The organism is Aureimonas phyllosphaerae (genome assembly GCF_900113065.1).
Taxonomy (GTDB): domain Bacteria; phylum Pseudomonadota; class Alphaproteobacteria; order Rhizobiales; family Rhizobiaceae; genus Aureimonas; species Aureimonas phyllosphaerae.
Window position 1 is genome coordinate 1 of record NZ_FOOA01000024.1, and the last position, 19,455, is coordinate 19,455.

At 66.2% G+C, this 19,455-nt stretch carries 20 protein-coding genes and 2 pseudogenes; 14 read left to right on the top strand and 8 right to left on the bottom strand.

What is annotated here, in order from left to right:
• Window positions 1-228 (bottom strand): annotated as a pseudogene (locus tag BM175_RS19430) (UV DNA damage repair endonuclease UvsE); the annotation flags it as partial.
• Window positions 229-447: 219 nt separating this feature from the next.
• Here BM175_RS19430 and BM175_RS19435 point away from each other — a divergent pair.
• From BM175_RS19435 to BM175_RS19455, 5 genes are all read left to right on the top strand, one after another.
• A complete protein-coding gene (locus tag BM175_RS19435; protein ID WP_090966041.1) occupies window positions 448-3,930 on the top strand; it encodes an indolepyruvate ferredoxin oxidoreductase family protein in 3,483 nt (1,160 codons plus the stop codon).
• Between the two features lie 170 nt (window positions 3,931-4,100).
• Window positions 4,101-4,349: a hypothetical protein gene (locus BM175_RS19440; protein ID WP_090966043.1), complete on the top strand. Its 249-nt coding sequence runs from the start codon at window positions 4,101-4,103 to the stop codon at window positions 4,347-4,349.
• Window positions 4,350-4,422: 73 nt separating this feature from the next.
• Window positions 4,423-4,641 carry a hypothetical protein gene (locus BM175_RS19445; RefSeq protein WP_090966045.1) on the top strand — a complete coding sequence of 73 codons (219 nt, stop codon included), beginning with the start codon at window positions 4,423-4,425 and terminating at the stop codon, window positions 4,639-4,641.
• A 69-nt stretch (window positions 4,642-4,710) separates the two neighbouring features.
• A complete protein-coding gene (locus BM175_RS19450) occupies window positions 4,711-6,051 on the top strand; it encodes an O-antigen ligase family protein (RefSeq protein ID WP_090966047.1) in 1,341 nt (446 codons plus the stop codon).
• A 165-nt stretch (window positions 6,052-6,216) separates the two neighbouring features.
• Window positions 6,217-6,588, top strand: a complete 372-nt coding sequence (locus BM175_RS19455) for a helix-turn-helix domain-containing protein (protein ID WP_244546090.1) — start codon at window positions 6,217-6,219, stop codon at window positions 6,586-6,588.
• Window positions 6,589-6,607: 19 nt separating this feature from the next.
• Here the strand turns inward: BM175_RS19455 and BM175_RS19460 are convergent, their stop codons facing one another.
• Complete coding sequence (locus tag BM175_RS19460; RefSeq protein ID WP_090966051.1) at window positions 6,608-7,774, bottom strand: M20 aminoacylase family protein; 1,167 nt, start codon at window positions 7,772-7,774, stop codon at window positions 6,608-6,610.
• Window positions 7,775-7,909: 135 nt separating this feature from the next.
• Between BM175_RS19460 and BM175_RS19465 the strand changes: the two genes are divergently transcribed.
• The gene (locus tag BM175_RS19465) at window positions 7,910-9,136 is read left to right on the top strand and encodes a D-alanyl-D-alanine carboxypeptidase family protein (protein WP_244546087.1); all 1,227 of its coding nucleotides are present in this window, start codon (window positions 7,910-7,912) and stop codon (window positions 9,134-9,136) included.
• Window positions 9,133-10,260, top strand: a complete 1,128-nt coding sequence (locus BM175_RS19470) for a CobW family GTP-binding protein (protein WP_090966053.1) — start codon at window positions 9,133-9,135, stop codon at window positions 10,258-10,260. The genes BM175_RS19465 and BM175_RS19470 overlap by 4 nt, the downstream gene beginning before the upstream one ends.
• On the opposite strand, the gene BM175_RS19475 is transcribed toward BM175_RS19470, so the two are convergent.
• A complete protein-coding gene (locus BM175_RS19475; RefSeq protein ID WP_244546088.1) occupies window positions 10,257-10,544 on the bottom strand; it encodes a sulfurtransferase TusA family protein in 288 nt (95 codons plus the stop codon). The genes BM175_RS19470 and BM175_RS19475 overlap by 4 nt on opposite strands.
• A gap of 29 nt (window positions 10,545-10,573) precedes the next feature.
• Here BM175_RS19475 and BM175_RS19480 point away from each other — a divergent pair, with 29 nt between their 5' ends.
• Window positions 10,574-11,122, top strand: a complete 549-nt coding sequence (locus BM175_RS19480; RefSeq protein ID WP_090966055.1) for a DUF924 family protein — start codon at window positions 10,574-10,576, stop codon at window positions 11,120-11,122.
• A gap of 134 nt (window positions 11,123-11,256) precedes the next feature.
• A complete protein-coding gene (locus BM175_RS19490; protein ID WP_139224708.1) occupies window positions 11,257-12,546 on the top strand; it encodes a GNAT family N-acetyltransferase in 1,290 nt (429 codons plus the stop codon).
• A gap of 5 nt (window positions 12,547-12,551) precedes the next feature.
• Here the strand turns inward: BM175_RS19490 and BM175_RS19495 are convergent, their stop codons facing one another.
• Window positions 12,552-13,367, bottom strand: a complete 816-nt coding sequence (locus BM175_RS19495; protein ID WP_090966061.1) for an N-acetylmuramic acid 6-phosphate etherase — start codon at window positions 13,365-13,367, stop codon at window positions 12,552-12,554.
• A 201-nt stretch (window positions 13,368-13,568) separates the two neighbouring features.
• On the opposite strand from BM175_RS19495, the gene BM175_RS23380 reads away from it, so the two are divergent.
• From BM175_RS23380 to BM175_RS19515, 5 genes and pseudogenes are all read left to right on the top strand, one after another.
• Window positions 13,569-13,703 (top strand): hypothetical protein, encoded by a 135-nt coding sequence (locus BM175_RS23380; protein ID WP_425285297.1) that lies wholly within the window; start codon window positions 13,569-13,571, stop codon window positions 13,701-13,703.
• 119 nt (window positions 13,704-13,822) lie between these two features.
• The gene (locus tag BM175_RS19500; protein ID WP_090966063.1) at window positions 13,823-14,026 is read left to right on the top strand and encodes a hypothetical protein; all 204 of its coding nucleotides are present in this window, start codon (window positions 13,823-13,825) and stop codon (window positions 14,024-14,026) included.
• Between the two features lie 129 nt (window positions 14,027-14,155).
• The gene (locus tag BM175_RS19505) at window positions 14,156-14,389 is read left to right on the top strand and encodes a hypothetical protein (RefSeq protein WP_090966065.1); all 234 of its coding nucleotides are present in this window, start codon (window positions 14,156-14,158) and stop codon (window positions 14,387-14,389) included.
• Window positions 14,390-14,459: 70 nt separating this feature from the next.
• Window positions 14,460-15,405, top strand: a pseudogene (locus BM175_RS19510) (IS630 family transposase).
• A gap of 22 nt (window positions 15,406-15,427) precedes the next feature.
• The gene (locus BM175_RS19515; protein ID WP_090966067.1) at window positions 15,428-15,844 is read left to right on the top strand and encodes a calcium-binding protein; all 417 of its coding nucleotides are present in this window, start codon (window positions 15,428-15,430) and stop codon (window positions 15,842-15,844) included.
• Between the two features lie 146 nt (window positions 15,845-15,990).
• On the opposite strand, the gene BM175_RS19520 is transcribed toward BM175_RS19515, so the two are convergent.
• The 4 genes from BM175_RS19520 to BM175_RS19530 all read right to left on the bottom strand — a co-directional run bounded on the left by BM175_RS19520 (window position 15,991) and on the right by BM175_RS19530 (window position 19,440).
• The gene (locus tag BM175_RS19520) at window positions 15,991-16,488 is read right to left on the bottom strand and encodes a transglutaminase-like cysteine peptidase (protein WP_175526925.1); all 498 of its coding nucleotides are present in this window, start codon (window positions 16,486-16,488) and stop codon (window positions 15,991-15,993) included.
• 235 nt (window positions 16,489-16,723) lie between these two features.
• On the bottom strand, window positions 16,724-17,008 hold the full coding sequence (locus BM175_RS22465) for a hypothetical protein (RefSeq protein WP_139224709.1): 285 nt from the start codon (window positions 17,006-17,008) through the stop codon (window positions 16,724-16,726).
• Window positions 17,009-17,217: 209 nt separating this feature from the next.
• Window positions 17,218-18,030 carry a metallophosphoesterase family protein gene (locus tag BM175_RS19525; RefSeq protein WP_090966071.1) on the bottom strand — a complete coding sequence of 271 codons (813 nt, stop codon included), beginning with the start codon at window positions 18,028-18,030 and terminating at the stop codon, window positions 17,218-17,220.
• 204 nt (window positions 18,031-18,234) lie between these two features.
• Window positions 18,235-19,440 (bottom strand): polysaccharide biosynthesis/export family protein, encoded by a 1,206-nt coding sequence (locus tag BM175_RS19530; RefSeq protein ID WP_210284140.1) that lies wholly within the window; start codon window positions 19,438-19,440, stop codon window positions 18,235-18,237.
• Between the last annotated feature and the right edge of the window lie 15 nt (window positions 19,441-19,455).

A 19,455-nucleotide genomic window follows, 5' to 3' on the forward strand; every position in this document is an offset into this window, starting at 1 on the left:
CGCCTTCGCCTCCAGCATCACGTCGAAGTCGAGACCCGCCACACGCTCCAGAAACATCACGAACTCGAACGGGTTGATGAAATCCGCATGGCCCGTCATCACCGGCGCAACAGGCCGCAAGACCTTGCGCCCCGTCGCCCGATCCACCACCCGCTGCTCGCGCAACTCCGTGCGCGGCGACGAATAGTGGATCTTGGCGACCTCGCCAGCCGGCCACGTCGAAAGCATCCGCGACACCGTCTCCCGCAGATCCAACCCTTCAGGGTTCAGGCACCAGAAATGCTGGTGGTCAAACACAAGGCGTACTCCCGTCCGGGCGTGAAGCCCGGGGCCATCATGCCGCAGCATCCTCCCGCGCTGCAGCGTGCCGGTGCGGTGCACATGCCTTAAGTCTGGCCGACAAGAGCGGACAAACCGCCAGACAGCAGTCGGATCGGGAGGATCCTCATGAGCCGCCGCGGCGAACTCGACCGGAAATACACCGCCACCAGCGGGCGCGTCTTCATGAACGGGACACAGGCGCTGGTCCGCCTGCCGCTCGTCCAGATGCGGCGTGATCGGGAAGCGGGGCTGGAAACCGGCGCCTTCGTATCGGGCTACCGGGGATCGCCGCTCGGCGCCTACGACCAGCAGCTCCAGGCCAATCGCGAGCTTCTCCTCGCCGAGGATGTCCACTTCCAGCCGGGCATCAACGAGGATCTTGCGGCGACCGCCGTCTGGGGCTCCCAACAGGTCGGTCTGTCGCTGGGGGCCCGAAAGGAGGGCGTCGTCGGCATCTGGTATGGCAAAGGGCCCGGGGTGGACCGTTCGGGCGATGTCTTCAAACACGCCAACGCCGCCGGCTCATCGCGTCATGGCGGCGTCCTCGCCATTGCCGGCGACGATCATGGCGCGAAATCGTCCACCGTGCCTCACCAGTCCGACCACGCCTTCATGGCGGCCGTCATCCCGATGCTCTACCCGTCGTCGATCCACGAGTTCGTCGAGTTCGGACTGCTCGGCATCGCCATGTCGCGCTATTCCGGCTGCTGGGTCGGCATGAAGGTGATCGCCGATACCGTCGAGACGACGGCCTCGGTCGACCTTTCGGGCGAGCGACGAGAGTTCGTGACGCCGACGGACTTCATCCTGCCGCCCGATGGTCTCAACCTGCGCGTACCCGACGATCGCTGGAGCCAGGACAACCGGCTTCAGACGTACAAAGCTTACGCCGCGATCGCCTTTGCCCGCGCCAACCGGGTCGACCGCGTGACGCTCGATTCACCGAACGCGCGCCTCGGCATCATCGCGTCGGGCAAGGCCTACGAGGACGTGCGCCAAGCGCTCCGCGAGCTTGGCGTCGACGAGGACACGGCGCATCTCGCGGGCCTTCGCCTCTACAAGGTCGGCATGCCCTGGCCGCTGGAGCCGGAAGGAGTGCGCGAGTTCTCCGTCGGACTCGAGGAAATCCTCGTCGTCGAGGAGCGGCGCGAGATCATCGAGAACCAGATCAAGCAGCAGCTCTTCAACTGGCGTGCGGACGTGCGCCCGCGCATCATCGGCAAGTTCGATCACAACGACCGTCCCGTCCTGTCGCTGGCCCGCGAGCTGACGGTGGCGACGGCCGCCGTCGTGATCGGGGAGCGTATCCTCGCCCTGAGCGATCTCGACGAGGCGCATCGCAGTTTCATCGAGGCGCGCGTGAGGCACTTTCGGCAGCGCGGCGAGGCTGCCGGGCAGCTGGAGCCGCCGCTCGCGCGCACGCCCTTCTACTGTTCGGGTTGCCCGCACAACTCGTCCACCAAGGTGCCGGAAGGCTCGCGCGGGCTTGCTGGCATCGGCTGCCATTTCATGGTCACCTGGATGGGGCGCCGCACCGAGACGTTCAGCCAGATGGGCGGCGAGGGTGTCGCCTGGGTGGGTACGGCGCCGTTCACCGACGAGCGCCACGTCTTCGTCAACCTCGGCGACGGGACCTACTTTCATTCCGGCCAGCTGGCGATCCGGCAGGCGGTCGCTGCCGGTGTCAACGCCACCTACAAGATCCTCTACAACGATGCCGTCGCGATGACCGGCGGTCAGACGGTCGACGGGCCGCTCGATCCCGCCAAAATCACGCATCAGCTGCATCGCGAGGGCGTCACACCGATCTGGCTGGTCTCGGAATTCCCCGAGCGCTACCACGCCTCGCAGCTGGCCCCGGGGACCGAGATCCATCACCGCGACGACGTCGAGGCGGCCATGCTGGCGCTGCGCGATGTGCCAGGCGTCTCGGCGATCGTCTACGATCAGACCTGTGCGTCGGAAAAGCGCCGTCGTCGCAAGCGGGGGCTTCTGCCCGACCCGGATCTGCGCATCGCCATCAATCCCGCGGTCTGCGAGGGCTGCGGTGACTGTTCGGTCCAGTCGAACTGCCTCTCGGTCGAGCCGCTGGAAACGGAGTGGGGCCGCAAGCGGCAGATCAACCAATCGACCTGCAACAAGGACACGTCCTGCCTGAAGGGATTCTGCCCGTCCTTCGTCACGCTGGAGGGCGCGAAGCCGAAGACGCGGGCTGCGCGAGCGGCTCCGGATCTCGCCGGCATTCCGGACCCCGTTCTTCCCGATCTCGCCGAGCCCTGCAACATCGCGATCACCGGCGTCGGCGGAACGGGCGTCCTGACGATCGGCGCGGTGCTCGGCATGGCGGCTCATCTCGATGGCAACGCGCCGATGCTTCTCGACATGGCAGGACTGGCGCAGAAGGGCGGCGCGGTTCTCAGCCACGTCCGCATCGGACGCCGCGCCGAAGACGTCACCTGCCCCCGGATCGTCTCGGGCTCGGCCGATGTCCTGATCGCGGCCGACGACGTGGTCGCGACCTCGAAGGATGCGGCCGGTCTCCTGTCGCCAGAGCGCACCCGCGCCGTCGTCAACACCCATCTGACGCCGGTCGCCCAGTTCGTGCGCGATCCCGACTTCGACTTCCGGCGCACGCTCGTCGCGGGCGCGATCCGAAAGTCGGTCGGGGAGGGCGCCGACTTCGTCAACTTCACGGAACTCGCCGAAACGGTCAGCGGGGACGCCATCGCCACCAACATCATGATGCTCGGCTATGCCTGGCAGAAGGGAATGGTGCCGGTCACCTTCGCCAGTCTCCAGCATGCGATCGAACTGAACGGCGTGGCCGTGAAGGCCAATCTCGACGCCTTCGCCTGGGGGCGTTTCGCCGCCGCAAGACCGGACGACATGGCGGGGATCGTCGGCCAGCGTGATGCGACGAGAACGCTCGGTGAGATGTCCACGGACGAACTGGTCGAGCACCGCTCAAGCTTCCTCACCGACTATCAGGACGCCGCGCTCGCTGCACGGTACCGCGCGCTGGTGGAGCGGGCCCGGCAGGCCGATGCCAAGGCTGAGGCGCATGGCCGCATCGAGCGGGCCGTCGCCGAGAACTACGCCAAGCTTCTGGCGGTCAAGGACGAGTACGAGGTCGCCCGACTTCATACCGATGGCCGCTTCGAGCGCCGGCTGGAGGAGGAGTTCGACGGGGTACGTCGGCACGTCTACCATTTCGCCCCGTCGTTCCTCCGAGGGGTCGACGCCAACGGGCGGCCGAAGAAGCGCGCTTTCGGTCCCTGGATCCTGCCGTTCCTGCGCGGGCTGGCGGGCCTGAAGCGGCTCCGTGGCACCCTGTTCGATCCCTTCGCGCGCAACCCCGAGCGCGTGGCGGAGCGGCGCCTCGTCGCCGACTACGAGGCGGACTGCCGTGTCCTGTTCTCGCGCGCACGCCCCGCCGACCGGGACGTTGCGGTGGAACTCCTATCCCTGCCGGCTGGTATCCGGGGCTTTGGCCCCGTCAAGCACGAGGCGATGGAAAAGGCGGCGCGCCGTCGCGACGAGCTACTCGCCCTGATGGGCGAGGGTGCTCGCGGTATCGAAAAGGTGGAAATGCCGGCTCCGGCGGAATGAGGATCGGAGCGACGGGGGTACGCTTCACCCGTCATCGTTCCGTGCTAGGAGCGAAGGGCGCGACGAAGCGCGGAACGCGCCTTTGCGGTGGCATGCCCCGCTCGGGCGCATTCCGGGGGAACCACGAGGCATCCGCACTCGTCTCCTTCCCGCACACAGGAGAGCACAGCATGCTGACCGACGCCCAGACCGACGAAATCTCCGAGAAGATCTCGACCCTCTTCCAGGGCATGGAGCTCGACGACGTCGCCAACGTCCTGAAGATCCAGCTTGCCATGCTGGTCACGCAGGGCAGCGAGGACGCCGACGGCGCCATGGAGTTCCTCGACGAGATCTACGAGGACGTCGAGCAGATGGTCGAGTCCTTCCCCTTCGGCGAGGAGGAAGAGGACGAGGCGGACGCCAAGCCCCAGAACTGATCGCGTTTTCGCGAGCCTTGGAACGCCGGATGAGGCCAGCGGTTTTCCGTCGAATTTTCGAGGGAGAAACGGCATGTCCAACATCGAAGACGTTCCGACCGGGCCGGGCCGCGATCCCGGCCCGCCCGACAGCCCCCTGCCGATGGGCGAGCCTCCCGAACCCATGGTGGGGCCGGACGAGATCCGCGAGCCCTCAGACACGCCCGTTCCAGTCGAGCCCGATCCCGATGAAGGGCCGGGCCATCTCCCCGGCGACATCGAGCGCGCGGAAGCGGCCGGGCGCACCGCCTGACCCGCGATGATCGTCCGGCAGGACGGGCCTTAACGCGACTTTCAGCGTCCGGGGCGATGATAGTGGGTGATGCGTCACCTCTCGCCCCTTCGTCTCGGACCCTCGCGACCCAGCGCCGGCCTCAGTGCGGCGCTGGGGGAGGCGCCATGGTGGAGCGCTGCTGAAGGACGAGCGCTCCGCACGGCTCTAGCGGCGCTGATCCTGACGCTGCTCCTCGTGACCTTCGAGCCCTATCAGGCGGTCTTCGCAGGACCTGCAGGATCGGGAAACATTACCAACCAGCTGGGATATGGCGGCCTCGGTCTCGCGGCCCTTCTGATCCATGTCTGCATCACGCCCCGCCAGGTGGCGATGCGGCTCCTGCGTCCCGCCTGGGTCGTGATGGCCCTGTTGCTCCTCCTGTCCTCGACCCAGTCGATCTGGCCCGACGCCTCGTTCCGCGCGGTGGTGTTCTCGCTGGCCGCGATGCTCGCGATGACCGGAGCCCTCTGCCTGGTGCCGGACGAGCGGGCCTTCCGCTTCGCGCTGACGGTGGCGGCCCTCGTGGTGCTTGGCCTGTCCTATACCGGCATCGTGCTGATGCCCTCGGCGGCGATCCACAACGAGGCGCTGGAAGCCGCCAATATCGGTCTCTGGCGCGGCATCTACTCCCACAAGAACGTCGCGGGGCCGGTGATGGCCGCCCTCTGCTTTGCGGGGCTCTATCTCGTGCGCAGCGGCCAATGGGTGACCGGCGTCGCGATCGTGCTTCTTTCGGCCTTCTTCGTTCTGAAGACCGGATCGAAGACGACGCTCGGCCTCCTGCCGCTCGTGGCCGTCCTGATCTTTGCGGGGCGCGTCTTCGGCGGGCGTCGGCTGCCCGTCATCGTTCTGGGGGCGACCTTCGCCGGGGCCGCGCTGATGACACTCGGCACGGTCCTGTCGCCGGTGCTCTACGATCTCCTGCAATGGGCGATGCCGGGAACGACCTTCACGGGCCGCCTCGACCTCTGGCGTTTCGCCATCCACGCGCTGGGACCTCAGGCGTGGACCGGCACGGGGTTCGAGGCCTTCTGGTCGACGCCGGTGGTAAGGCATGCCGAACCGCCGTTCGGTTCGAGCTGGGATCCGCGCGGCATCGTCAACGCGCACAACGGCTATCTGGATCTTGCGATCGCGCTGGGCTGGCCGGGGATGGGATTCGGGATCGTCGTCCTTGTCATCCTACCCTTGGTCGATTTCGTACGGATCGGGGCGCAAGGCCCTGCCGCCACGCGGGTTGCGGACTTCTTCCTGATGGTCCTCGCGTTCACCCTCCTCAACGCCTTTCTCGAATCCTTCTTGTTTGCTCGAGGAAATCCTGTCTGGATGACGACGTGGCTCGCCGTCGCCGGGTTGCACCTCCTGCCGAAGGGCCGGACGGTCGCCTGAAGGATCCGGGACAGACTATCGGATTCGCGCAACGCAGATTTGCGTATTAATGGTACGCATGAGTGTTGATTGTTGGCGAGCTACAATTTAGTGCTCGAAGCGTTGGGTTGAGTTCCTGATGGGCAGTCTCCTTGCTTATCATGTAGCGGGTGTATTTTCGTGACGATGACGAAGAACGAGCGAGATCCGATCGACGTGCATGTGGGCGCCCGGCTGCGCCTGGTGCGGACGTCCCGACGTCTGTCGCTGGAAGAGCTCGGCCGCCAGATCGGCGTGACCTACCAGCAGATCCAGAAGTACGAGACCGGCAGCAATCGGATCAGCGCGGCGACGCTCTATCGGATCTCGCAGCTGTTCGAGATCAGCCCGACCTTCTTCTTCGAGGGGCTGACCTCGCAGGGCGAGACGGACGAGGCGGCGACGCCGAGCCCCGAGGTCGTCCAGTCGTCGCTGGCTCTCGGTCGGATCCCGGATGGCGAGATCCGCCACCGCCTGCGTCTTTTGATCGACGCCCTGGCGCCCTCCCGCGACAACTGAAGACGATCAGCCGCCCGCCTCAGTTGGCGAGCGCACGCTCCACGAGCCGGACCCAGTAGGACGACCCGAACGGGATCGCGGCATCGTCGAAGTCGTAGCCGGGATTGTGAAGCCCGGCGCTCGCCCCGTTGCCGAGAAAGACGAAGGCACCGGGGCGCACTTCCAGCATGTAGGAAAAGTCTTCGGCCGCCATGAGTGGGGGCGCCGCGGCATTGACCGCATCCGCACCGCAGACGTCCGCCGCGACGGCGGCGCAGAAGGCGGCCTCGCGGACGTCGTTCACCGTCACCGGATAGTTTCGCTTGTAGACGACGCTGGCGCTCGCGCCGTGCGCGGCGGCAACCCCCTGCGCGATCGCCTCGATCCGTCGCTCGGCGAGATCCTGCGACGGTGCCGTCAGCGAGCGCACGGTGCCCGAGACCTGCGCTTCGTCCGGGATGATGTTGCGGGCGAAACCGGAATGGAAGCGCGTGACCGAAAGGACGAGCGAATCCAGGGGGTCGACGTTGCGGGCCGAAATCTGCTGCAGCGCCTGCACGAGCGCTGCGCCCGCCAGGATCGGATCGGCGCCCTCGTGGGGCAGGGCGGCATGGCTGGCCTTGCCGCGGATCGCGATCTCGAACTCGTCGGTCGCCGCCATGATCGGGCCGGGGCGCAGCGCGATCTGTCCGACCGGCAGGCCCGGCAGGTTGTGCATCCCGTAGATCGCTTCGATGCCGAAGCGCTCCATCAGGCCGTCCTCGATCATCGCCAGCGCTCCCGCACCCCCTTCTTCCGCGGGCTGGAACACGAAGGCGACGCGGCCCCGGAAGGTGCGGGTGCGGCAGAGGTGGCGGGCGGCGCCCAGCAGCATCGCCATGTGTCCGTCGTGACCGCAGGCATGCATCGCGCCTGGTCGGCGTGAGGCATAGGGGCGGGGCGTCGCTTCCGCGATCGGCAGCGCGTCCATGTCGGCGCGCAGACCAACGGTGCGGCCACCCTCGCCGAGACGGCTGGTGACGATCCCGACGACCCCCGTCTGGCCGATGCCCGTCACCACCTCGTCGCAGCCGAAGTCCCGCAGCTTCCCGGCCACGAAGGCGGCCGTCTCGGGCAGGTCGTAGAGGATTTCCGGCATCGCATGGAGCGTCCGGCGCCATTCTGTGATGTCGGCGGCGCCTGCCGCGATCTCGGGAACGAGGAGCATCGATATCTTTCGGTCTCGCGCCATCAAAAGGCGGAATTCGCCCGCCAGAAGGAGGGCTGGAATCACCTTGCCATGATATGAACGCAGGTGCGAAGAGAACGCAAAGCGTCTTCGCGCTTCCGCGAGAAGGGTCCCATGACAATCATCCGTCCGCTGCCGTCGATCCGCGCGCTTGCCGTTCTCCTGGGCTTGAGCACCGCGGCTCTCATGGCGGGGCCGACCGAGGCCATGAACACGATCGTGGTGGACGTCGCGACCGGCAAGGTGCTGTCGGAAAACAATGCCACGCAGCGCTGGTATCCGGCTTCGACCACCAAGCTGATGACGACCTATGTCGCGCTGAAGGCGCTCAAGTCGCAGGAGGTCTCGCTCGACACGCCGGTCGTCATGTCGCGCGCGGCCGCCGCCGAGCCGCCCTCCAAGATGGCCTATCCCGCCGGCTCCGTGATGCGCCTCGACATGGCGCTGCGTATGATGCTGGTGAAGTCGGCCAACGATGTGACCTACGCGATCGGCCAGACGCTCGGCAAAGGGTCGATGGAGACCTTCGTCGAGCGGATGAATGCGGAGGCGGCCGCGCTCGGCATGAAGGACACGCATTTCGTCAATCCGAACGGCCTGCCGGCGCCTGGCCAGTATTCCAGCGCCAAGGATCTGGCAATCCTCGGCGTCGCGTTGCGCAAGGAGTTCCCCGAGTTCAGCAACTACTTTGCCACCGAGGCGATCGCCGTCGGCAAGGGGACGATGAAGAACCACAACGGGCTCCTTGGTCGCTACAACGGCGCCGATGGCATGAAGACCGGCTATATCTGCGCCGCGGGCTTCAATCTCGTGGCCTCCGCCACGCGCGACAACCGCACGCTGATCGCCGTGGTGCTCGGTGCCGAGGGCCCGATCGTGCGCGAGCGCACCGCCGCCGAAATCCTTGAGAACGGTTTCAACACCAATCCGCGCTCGATCCGCGACACGGTGACGGATCTGCCCGTGTCGAGCGGGCCGCCCGCCGACATCAGCGCGGAGATCTGCTCGCCCAAGGGGCGCACGGCCCGCGCGAACGAGCGGCAGGAAGAGGACAAGCGCGAGGACACGTTCGGCTCGCCCTACATGACCGATCTGCAGCGGCCGGCCGTCGCCTTCCCGGTGGACCTCGGCAGCGCCGCCGCGGCGCCCGGTGTCGAGGCCGGTACGCGCGTGATCGCAGCCTACGGCATCCCGGTCCCGACGTGGCGGCCGGCGCGCCCCGGCGAGCCGGGCTTCGAGGGCGAGTTGCCCGTCGGCTCCGACGCCGGTGCGGAGCATCCCGCCTCGCCGGCTGCGGCTGCCGCCGAAGGAGCCGAGACGGCCACTACGGGCGCAGAATGACCGCGCAGCCCGGCGTCCTGCCAGGTCCTGTCCCCGTCACGGTGCTGACGGGGTTTCTCGGCAGCGGCAAGACGACCCTCCTCAACCGCCTCCTGCGCGATCCGGCGCTCCGCGACACCGTCGTGATCGTCAACGAGTTCGGGGCGGTCGGCCTCGACCATCTTCTTGTGGAGTCCTCGGGCGAGGGGATCGTCGAGCTGTCCGACGGCTGCATCTGCTGCACGGTGCGCGGCGATCTCGTGGACACGCTCGCCGATCTCGTGGATCGCGTACAGACCGGTCGCCTTGGAGCGATCCGCCGCGTCGTGATCGAGACCACCGGGCTTGCCGACCCGACGCCGATCCTGGCCTCGCTGATGGGCCATCCCGTCCTCGTCCAGCATTTTGCGCTCGACGGCGTCGTGACGCTCGTCGACGCGCTGAGCGGCGCGGCATCGCTCGCCGAGCGGCCGGAAGCGCGGCGGCAGGTCGCCTGTGCCGATCGCCTCGTCCTGACGAAGACCGATCTGGAGCCCGAGACCGCGGCGCTCCGGCATTCCCTCCGCCATCTCAACGCGCGCGCGCCGCTCGTCGCCGTCGGTGACGCGGGCCCGGGTGAGCTCTTCGGTTGCGGCCTCGTCGACCCCGCGACGCGGCGCGCCGACGTGGCGCGCTGGCTGGGAGAGGAGACGGGGATCCGCAATGCGGACGCCTGCCACGATCCCCATTGCGGCCACGACCACTCGCACGGCGATCACGGATCGGCGCACGGCGCGATCCGCTCCCTGTCGCTGACGCACGACGTGCCGATGACGGAAGCCGATGCCGAAGGGTTTCTCGACCTCGTGTTGACGCGGTTCGGCGCGGGGCTCCTGCGCCTCAAGGCCGTGGTCTGGACCGTCGAGATGCCGGGCCGTCCATTGGTTCTGCACGGCGTGCGGACCTACCTCCATCCGTCCGTTCGCCTCGTGACCTGGCCGGATGGCGAGGCACCGCGCACCGCCTTCGTGCTGATCGGCGAGGGGCTCGACGAGCGGGTGATCCGCGACCTCTTCGCCGCCTTCGCCCGCGCGCCGCGCATCGACGCGCCGGATCGCGCCGCCCTCGTCGACAATCCGCTCAGCCTATCGTCGCGCGGCTTCTAGCGATCCGTCTGCCCGGTCCGGATCCGAAACGCCCATCCGCCGCTCTCGAGCGGCTCGGCGGCGACAAGGGCATGGCCACCCTTGCGGCAGACATGTGCGATGTCGAGCCGGGCGAGGGGGTCGTCGGCGAGCACGACGAGATCAACGGCCGCTGACGCGCCGGCGAGCGCCTTCTCGGTCCGCAGAGCCGGCAGCGGGCATTTCAATCCGCGAAGGTCGAGCCTCGCGGTCGGGTTTCGCCCTTTTGCAGACAGCCCCGCCGTCCTATCTTCCGGCTCCGCCAACTGATCTCCTCCAACGGCCGAACGGTTTCATGAGCGACTACTCGATCGATCCCCAGACCATCGTCGACTTCTGGCGCGATCTCGGCCCGGAGCGGTGGTTCGTCAAGGACGACGAGCTCGACGAGACCATCACGCATCGGTTCGGCGACGTCTACGAGCGTGCGGCCCTCGGCGACCTCGACGACTGGGCCGAGGAGCCGAACGGGGCGCTCGCCCTGGTGATCCTGCTCGACCAGTTCCCGCGCAACATGTTCCGTGGTCGCCCGGAAGCCTTCGCGACCGACGAGAAGGCGCTTCGTATCGCCAAGGCCGCGCTTGCCCGCGGCGATCAGTGGCACGTCGGCGAGGACATCAACCAGTTCTTCGCCATGCCGCTGATGCATTCGGAAAATCTCGCCGATCAGGACGAATGCGTGCGCTGGATGAAGGAGATCGGCGAGGAGAACGTGCCCTTCGCGGTGGAGCATCGCGACATCGTCGCTCGGTTCGGCCGGTTTCCCCATCGCAACGCGGTCCTCGGCCGGGAAACCTCGCCCGAGGAGACCGCGTTTCTCGACGAGGGCGGCTTTGCCGGTTGAGCCGGTCCGTTTTCCACCGCTTCCGCACGAAACGTTCGCCTGATTAACACCAACGTTTAAGCTGCAAAGTCTAGATCTGAGGGCAGGCCATCGGCGGGCGAAACGCGCCCGCCACCCAGACCGAGGCATGCACCGTGGCGAACCTGACCCTGACGAAACCGGCCGATCGGACCGGCGATGCTGGACCGGGCGTTCACCCACATCAGCACCTTGATGCCCCGCCGCTGGATGGTTCGGCGGCCGCCCAAGCCAGTGGGGACATCCGACGGATCGCAATCTACGATCCTCATGCCGTCTTTGGCCTCGTCGAGGAACTTGAGCATCTCGCAGGTCGGGTGATCGAGCCCAACGTCTTCTTCACGCCGCGCTTCCTCGCACCCGCCATGCCGCGTCTCGACGAACGCCGTGTCCGCCTGATGGTCGCGCGCGACGAGGACGAGCGGCGGAGCCGCCTGCGCTTCCTGATGCCGTTCTCGGTGGAGCGCCTCCAGCGGCCGTCGCGTCGCTCCGTGGTGCGCGCCTGGACACATCCGTTCGGTCCGCTCGGCGCCCTGCCGCTCGATCGCGACGATCCCGCCGGCACGGCCCGCAGCCTCTTCGATGCCTTGGAGGCAGCCGAACATGGGTTGCCGCCCATCCTCGTCCTGCCGGATCTCCCGGTGGACGGCGAACTCGCCCGCACCCTCATGGCGGCGGCCCATCAGGCCGGGTTGTCCTTTGCCTGGGCGGATCGAACCCAGCGCGCCTGCCTGCGGCCTGCCACCGCCGGTGATCCATCGACCTATCTTCGTCGTGCGCTCGGGTCATCGGGCCACCGCGACCACCGCCGCCGCCTCCGTCAACTCTCCGCGGTCGGTCCGGTCACCTTCGAATGCGCGAGCACGCCGGACGGGGTTCGGGCAGCGCTGGAGGATTTCCTGCATCTCGAGGCGTCGGGATGGAAGGGGCAGCATCGCAGCGCTCTCCTGTTGGACCGCCACCGAGCGGCCTTCGCGCGCGAGGCGGTGAACGGTCTGGCCGAACGCGGCGAGGCGCGCGTCTTTACGTTGCGTGTTGGAGCGGTTGCCGCCGCAAGCCTCGTCGTCCTGAAATCGAGGGACCGCGCCTTTGCTTGGAAGACGGCCTACAATGAGGAGCTGAAGCGGTTCGGACCCGGTGCGATCGTAGCTGCCCTCGCGACCGAGACGCTGGTCGCCGATCCCGATGTGACGCTCATTGACTCATGCACGGTGCCAGACCATCGAATCATGAACCGCCTCTGGCGCGATCGTCTTTCGCTCGGAACGCTCGTGATCGGCGTCGGCAGCGTCCGGAGCGATGCAATCGCCGATGCGGTAGCCGCGGTCGAGGCGACGCGCTGGCGCCTGAACCGCCGTCGCATCTGGCGCGAACGCATCGCGCGCCTCCTTCCTTTCAAAGACTGACCGAGTCAGCGAGTGGCCTCGAGCGCGAGGATCGCCTCCCGGATCGATCCCCGGGCGGCCTCCAGCGCGCGTGCCGCCTCGTCTGGCGAACACCCGACGACGTCCTGCACGATCCGATGCGCCCGCTGCTTCAGCTTGGCGTTCGTCGGACGCATGTCGACCATCCGTCCGCGAAAAACCTTGCCGAGGCGGATCATCAGAAGCGTCGAGAAGAGGTTGAGGGCCGCTTTCTGCGCGGTTCCCGCCGCAAGCCGCGTTGAGCCGGCAAGCACCTCCGATCCGGTTCGCAGAAGGATCGGGTGCTCGCAGGCTGCCAGTAGCGGGGCGCTGGGATTATTAGCAAGCCCGATGGTCAGGGCACCGGCCGCGCGGGCGGTGCCTGCGGCTGCCAGCGTGAACGGAGTGTGTCCGCTGGCCGCCAGCGCCAGCAGGACGTCGTGCGGGCCGGCACCGACCGCCGACAGCATCTCACGGCCCATGTGCGTCTCGTCCTCGGCACCCTCGCGCGAGCGCATCAAGCTCGCTTCGCCGCCAGCTAGGACGACTTGGCGCCGCTCGTCCGGCCAGTCGAAGGTTGGGCCCAGTTCCATTGCGTCGAGGAGCCCGATCCGCCCGGAGGTACCGGCCCCGCAATAGATCAGCCGCCCCGCAGAGCCGATGCGAAGGGCTGCCGCCTCCGCCGCGCGTTCGATCGCGGGGAGAGCCGCTTCAACCGCATCGAGCGCTCGGCGCTGGCCTGCAAGAAGCGCTTCCAAGATGGCGGCGGGCTTTTGGTCCTCCAGATTGCGGAAGGTTTCATCCGCCCGTTCTGTCTCCTCCAACTCGCGTCTCCCGGTCGTTCTTTCACTATTGTGTCAGGATAACGCAAAAGGCGGCTGCCGGTTCGCCCGGTCGAAGCGCCATCTGGCGCAACGAGGACTGCCGATCTACGTGACGCTGTTGGGCGCCGGCAAGGCGAACTTGGCCGCGCAGCTGGATGGCAAGCGGGCGGCCTGAGTCACGGCGTCGTTCCTAGCACCGAGATCGTCACTGGTGCCAGGAACGACACCCTCTACGGCGGCGATGGCAACGATGTCGCCGTCTTCGCAAAGGCCTGCGCGTCTTACGCGATCAACCGGTCGCAGGCGGCTAGCAAGATCTTCACGGTCTCGGGATAGGCACCGACAGGCTTTCGAACGTCGAGACGGCCCGCTTCTCCGACAGCACCTACGAATTCGCGACGGGCTGGTTCACGCCGACCAACGTCACGCAGACCCTGACCACCGACGGCCAGACTGTGTCGGGTACGGTGGACCAGTTCGCGGACTACGACGTGATCCGCGGCTTGTCCACCGACCCAAAAGCACCGGCCGAGCCGGTCGTCACGGACGGCAGCACGCTCGACCTGTCGGCTGAGTTCGGCGAGCGCCCAGTGATCCTGGAGGGCTCATCGCTCGGCAAAACGTTCATCACCAGCGGCGGTAATAATTGCCTGATCTAGAACCTCGACGCGCTCCAACTCGACGCCAGGATCGTCTTCAAAGGCGGCGTCGCCACGGATATCCTGGAACTGACCGCCGGCACCGGGCCGGTCACGGCGCGGACGCTGTCGGACGGCCCGATCGCATTCATGTTCGAAGGGTGCGCGGTGGAGGCCGGGGCGGATGTCGAGCGCTTCGTGATCAAGGCCTACTACGCCGATGACAGCCTGATCGGCAGCGCGGGCAACGACTGGCTGGACGGGCGCGGCAGCGGTGACACCTACAAGGGATCGAGCGGCAATTGCGGCTACGTTTGCGACAGGCTGAGGTACAAGGTCGAGGGCGAGATGGGGCGTCGATACGATCTAGAGCCCGTCCGCTGAAGGCCAATTCGCTGTAGGGGTGACGTTTGGGCTTTGTTGTGATTCACCGTCTCCATTGACGGAGGCGGTGATGGCACGGGCTTATGCGGTCGATCTTCGGGTTCGCGTTCTGAAGCAGTGGCGGCCGGAGCGACGGCCCGGTCTGCGGCGGAGCGGTTTGGGATCGGTATGGCGACCGCCATGGTCTGGGCTCGGCGGGCACGCCAGGACGGTGAGTACACGGCCCGTCGGCGAGGTAAGCCGCGGGGTTCGCGGCTCGATGCCCACAAGGCGTTCATCATCGCGATGATCGAGGCGGCCAAGGACATCACGCTGAACGTGATAGTCGCCCGGCTGAAGGCCGAGCGGGCTCTCGCCATTGAACGCAGCGCGTTGAGCACTTGGCTGCGCTCCCGCGGCTGGACGTTCAAAAAAAGTCCGCCCATGCGCTGGAGCAGGAGCGCCCGGATATCCTGAAGCGGCCAGAGGACTGGTTCCAAGCCCAGCCCGACCTCGATCCTGCCCGGCTCGTCTTCATTGACGAGACAGGCCTGTCCACCAAAATGGCCCGCCTTCGGGGTCGCTCCCTGCGCGGCGAGCGCTGCCGGGTCGGCGTGCCGCACGGGCATTGGAAGACCACGACCTTCACGGGCGCGCTTCGCCTTGCTGGAATGACCGCGCCCTTCGTCTACGACGGCGCCATGAACGGGGTCGTGTTCCGGGCTTACGTCGAGCAGGTGCTGGTCCCCACGCTCCAGCCCGGTGACATCGTGATCATGGACAACCTGCCGGCTTACAAGGCGGCAGGCGTGCGCGAGGCCATCGAGCAGGTCGGCGGCAGGCTCCTGTACCTGCCACCCTACAGTCCGGACTTCAATCCGATCGAAAATGCCTTCTCAAAGCTCAAGGCACTCCTCAGGGCCAAAGCCGAACGCACCATCGGCGCCTTATGGGACGCCGTCGGCGCCCTCCTCGACGCCTTCACGCCAGCCGAATGCGCAAACTACTTCGTAGCCGCAGGGTATGAGCCGGATTAAACAGGACGCGCTCTAGTCGAACGTGACGGTCGACCTGCGCCAGCAGGAGGCGGTGGAGAACCTACGGCTCTACGGAAGCGGCGGCGCGATCGACGGCACCGACAACGACCTCGCCAACCTCATCACCGACAACGCGGCTAGGAACGTCATCGTGGGCGGCCTCGGCAAGGACTCGCTCTACGGAAAGTGCAACGCCGACACGTTCGTCTCTGCCGAGGCGGGGACGGCCAACAAGGACCGGATCTGGGACTTCGACATCAATGATCGCAGCCAGCTGGACAAGACCGTCTTCATCGGCCTCGAAGCCGACAACGACGGTCGTGTCGACGTGCTGACGGCCGGGTTTCTGGCGGAGTACGCGAAGGCCAAGCTGATCTACGACGATAGAACCGGCAACCTTTCCTACGACGTCGACGGAGCGGGCGGCGAGGCCACGTAGGTCATCGCCATGAGCGGCAAGGGTCTGACCTTCGTCAACATCACGAACTTCGTCCTTATCTGATCCTGTCACCCACCGGGTCCATCCGGTCGAAGCGGCCGCCGTTCCTGCGAAGGCGAGCCTTTTATCACTTTGGAGACGGCGTCTCAGGCCAGCCGGTGCCAAAGCCTCGGGTCCTCCGCCGATGCGATTTTCTGGAAGGTGAGGTCGGTCTGATGCCAGATCAAAATCTGATCGTTCCGGTTGTCCAGGACAAAGTCGCCGTCCGCTGTGCTAACGACAAGCACTGCATGCCCCTCGCCCGATCCCGTGGTGGCTACCGCTATGCGTAGGGCTGAAGCTGGCATGCCCTCCTTCATCAGCCGCTCGCGCTTGGTCAAGGCGAATTCCTCGCAATCGCCGACTGCGACATTCGCCTGCCAGACGTCCCGTCCCCTGTCGCTCACCGGCCGGATGCCCCGGTTGACGCTGCGGTTGACATGCCCCACCAGGGCCTTGATTCCCGGCGTCCAGTCCACCGTCCGCTGCTGGCCGATCCGGCAGGCATCCGGGCTCGTTACGCAGTAGCGAATGAAGGCGAAGGGCGCGCGCGTGTTGTTGCCCTCCTGCATCTTCAGATAGGCGGCTGCCTTCTCCTGCCTCAAGGGGGCAAGATTGCCAGCCTCTGCAGAAGACAGCAACGACCCTGTTAGAAGAGCCGTCGATATAACTACAGCCAAATTATTCCGTGCCGACATCTTCGTCTCCGTATCTCCCTTGAGATGCAGTAGACACGAAAAAATCGGATATCGAGTTTAGCTCCAGGATCGACTTTTAATAGAAATGACCGAAGTCACCATTTCTGATCCTCGGTCATTCGCTCGCTGGCGATGCATCAGCCTACTGGGTTCTGACCGTATTTTTATTAAAATTGCGCGCATTGGCCGGATGGGACTCTTGTGAGGGTTGGTGCAGCGGGCGGACGCGCTGTTCGCTGCGCTGTCGCATGCGCAGGAGTTCGTCGAGACGCCCCGCATCGCTCCCGTCCCGCCTCAGCACCCCGTTGCTCCGTTCGCGCTCCTGACGCAGGCGCTCTAGGCGCTTGCCGGAACCGTCGATCGGCTCCTGAGCCTGCGCCGTTCCTGCGAATCCACACAGAAGAAGGGCGACGATCCAGCGTTTCATATGATCCACCTTTCCGGTCACCTGCGTGACAAGTCGCTTGCCGCTTGGCAGCGTAGGACCTGGAGCCTCTCCTGGAGAATACGGGTCCGCCGGGTGCGCTTCAAATCGTTGATTCGAGGCTTTGTTCGGGCGAGAAAGCCGTTTCGGCCCGGCCAGAATGCGCATATCAAGCGAATACGTTTCTTCTGTGGAAGGTCGTAATTCGACGGCTAGCGATCGTCCAGAAACGCTATCCCGTCCGCTGTCAGCCGCACGGCCGTTAGCGGACCGCCCATATAGGCACCCGTATCGACCCCGATCCGTCCGTCTCGAGCCACGGGACCATCCTGCGGCGTATGCCCGTGGATGACCAGACGGCCGAAGCCGGCGGCGCCGTCGGTGACGAATGGGCTTCGGATCCAAAGGAGATCGTCGTCGCGCTGCTCGGCGGCGGCGAGGCCGGGACGGATGCCGGCATGTGCGAAGAAGTAAGAGGGCGTCGCGAAGGCGGAGGGAAGCTGGCGCAGGAAAGCGGCATGGCGTTTGGGAATGGCCTCGACCACCCGGGCCAGCGCCTCAGCTTCTCCGCCGCGCCTATGCTTGCTCATATATGCGATGTCGTAGCCGTAGGAGAGGAGAGTGCGCTCGCCGCCGAATCGCAGCCAGTCGTCGATCTGACGGCGCCCGTCAAGAACGTCCACCAGCACCTCTTCGTGGTTCCCGCAGAGACAGACACGGTTGAAACCGGGGGGAGGGGGGGCCAGGAGATGCTCGATTACAGCTGCCGATGCGACGCCGCGGTCGATATAGTCGCCAAGATAGACAAGGAGCTTGGAGCCCTCGATCGCGGTGGCGTCGGCGACGATGGCCTGTTCCAGCTGGCGCAGCTTGTCGAGGCAGCCGTGGATGTCGCCGATGGCATAGGCGCAGTCGGGATCGACCGCAATCTCCGGCCTCGCCCGCTCCACGCGCGGCTGCGGCGCGGTGGCGCTAGAACCTGCGAGGAGACGCTTCAGCGTCTTAGAAACGGTGCCGGAGCCCATGACGCCCTGTATCCAATTAGCGTGCCGCTGCAGGCGCGTTCCACCATCGTTCTTCGGTAGAGAGTCTAGCTTGGGACGGCGGCGTTCGGCCGTCAAAAGCCGAGCGCCTCGATCGGGAACCTAGCGCTCGACGGCGCTCTTTCCAAGGCGCGCCGCCGTGACCCGTGGGGGTAGAGTGGACCGGGAGAACGCCCGCAGCGCGACTTAGCGTGTGATCAGCCGCGACGAAGTCCGCACCGAGGCGGCATCGACTAGAGGCCCGCTGACGCCGCTCGTCGCAGAGTTGATGATGTCAAGGAACTTGACGACCTCGATGGAGTCCGAGTTGGACACGTAGATTATGTCCTTGTCCCGCATCGGGAATTGCTGAGCGAGGAAGAACGTGGATGGATCGCGCAGGTTGGCGCGGAAGATGACCGGGAAGCTCAAGCCCGTTTTGCCCGCCACCGGGAAGCCCATCCGCGTCAGGGTCTCGCCATCCACCATTCGGTAGAGGAAGACCTGGCCTGGATCGGCGCGCGAATCAAGCAGACCGCCAGCCTTCCCGACGCCTTCCGCCCAGCTGAGGTTCAGGTCGTCGAAGTCGATCGACCCGTTGAGGCCCGAGGCGCCGAAGGCCAGATAGGTCCGGCGCTCGCGGTTCACGTAGATCGTGTCGTTGGGGTAGACGAAGATGTTGTCACTTGGGCTCGTGACGAGTTGGTTGAACGGCACGGTGGCGGAGGTTCCGCCACGCTGCAGCGTGACGCTGGTCTCCTCCGCGGGAGCGCTGATACCGCCCGCGCGGGAGATGACGTCAAGGACGCGCTCGCCTCCCTCACTCAGGCTGATCCGGGCGGCTTCGTTTACGTCGCCGAGCACCGAGACTTGGCTGGACCGCTTCTCGATCAGGTTGATGATTGCTTGCGGCTCGATAGCGCGGTTGGCGAGCCGATCCTCGATATCGGCCTGAACCTGAGCCGGGGTTCGACCAGAGACGGTCAGCGTTCCGGCATAGGGCACCGAGATCCGGCCGGTCGTATCGATCGTCTGCGGCGGCAGCGTGATGAAGTTGCCCGGTCGGCTGCCTGCCTCGGCCGGGATGAACAGGCCGCCAGCCGAAGATTCGAATAGTGTGATTTGGATCGTGTCGCCGTTGCCGAGCGGTAACTCGGGGGCCCCACGGCGGGTCGGCCCGAAGCCTCGGGACAATCCCTGCGACTGCATCGGGAAATATCCAAGCACCGTTTCCGTCAGGTCGACGAGGACGTAGTCGGTCAGCGGCTTCTTTTTGTCGGCGGCGAAATAAAGCGTCGCCTCATCCCGGATCCGCTTGTCGTCGGGTCCGGAGCGGGGCAGCGTCGTGCAGCCCGCCAGCGCAACTGTGCAGAGGACGCCCAAAGTCAGGCAGGTCGTTTTGGTGGTGCGCAAAATCGATTACCTATC

Coding starts and splice junctions, on each gene's coding strand:
- BM175_RS19460 (WP_090966051.1), bottom strand. CDS start 7,774: ATGCTCCTCGTTCCCGAGATCGCGGCAGGCGCCGCCGACATCACAGAA.
- BM175_RS19440 (WP_090966043.1), top strand. CDS start 4,101: ATGCTGACCGACGCCCAGACCGACGAAATCTCCGAGAAGATCTCGACC.
- BM175_RS19505 (WP_090966065.1), top strand. CDS start 14,156: ATGTTCGAAGGGTGCGCGGTGGAGGCCGGGGCGGATGTCGAGCGCTTC.
- BM175_RS19435 (WP_090966041.1), top strand. CDS start 448: ATGAGCCGCCGCGGCGAACTCGACCGGAAATACACCGCCACCAGCGGG.
- BM175_RS19470 (WP_090966053.1), top strand. CDS start 9,133: ATGACCGCGCAGCCCGGCGTCCTGCCAGGTCCTGTCCCCGTCACGGTG.
- BM175_RS22465 (WP_139224709.1), bottom strand. CDS start 17,008: ATGAAACGCTGGATCGTCGCCCTTCTTCTGTGTGGATTCGCAGGAACG.
- BM175_RS19445 (WP_090966045.1), top strand. CDS start 4,423: ATGTCCAACATCGAAGACGTTCCGACCGGGCCGGGCCGCGATCCCGGC.
- BM175_RS19480 (WP_090966055.1), top strand. CDS start 10,574: ATGAGCGACTACTCGATCGATCCCCAGACCATCGTCGACTTCTGGCGC.
- BM175_RS19525 (WP_090966071.1), bottom strand. CDS start 18,030: ATGGGCTCCGGCACCGTTTCTAAGACGCTGAAGCGTCTCCTCGCAGGT.
- BM175_RS19455 (WP_244546090.1), top strand. CDS start 6,217: ATGACGAAGAACGAGCGAGATCCGATCGACGTGCATGTGGGCGCCCGG.
- BM175_RS19450 (WP_090966047.1), top strand. CDS start 4,711: ATGCGTCACCTCTCGCCCCTTCGTCTCGGACCCTCGCGACCCAGCGCC.
- BM175_RS19465 (WP_244546087.1), top strand. CDS start 7,910: ATGACAATCATCCGTCCGCTGCCGTCGATCCGCGCGCTTGCCGTTCTC.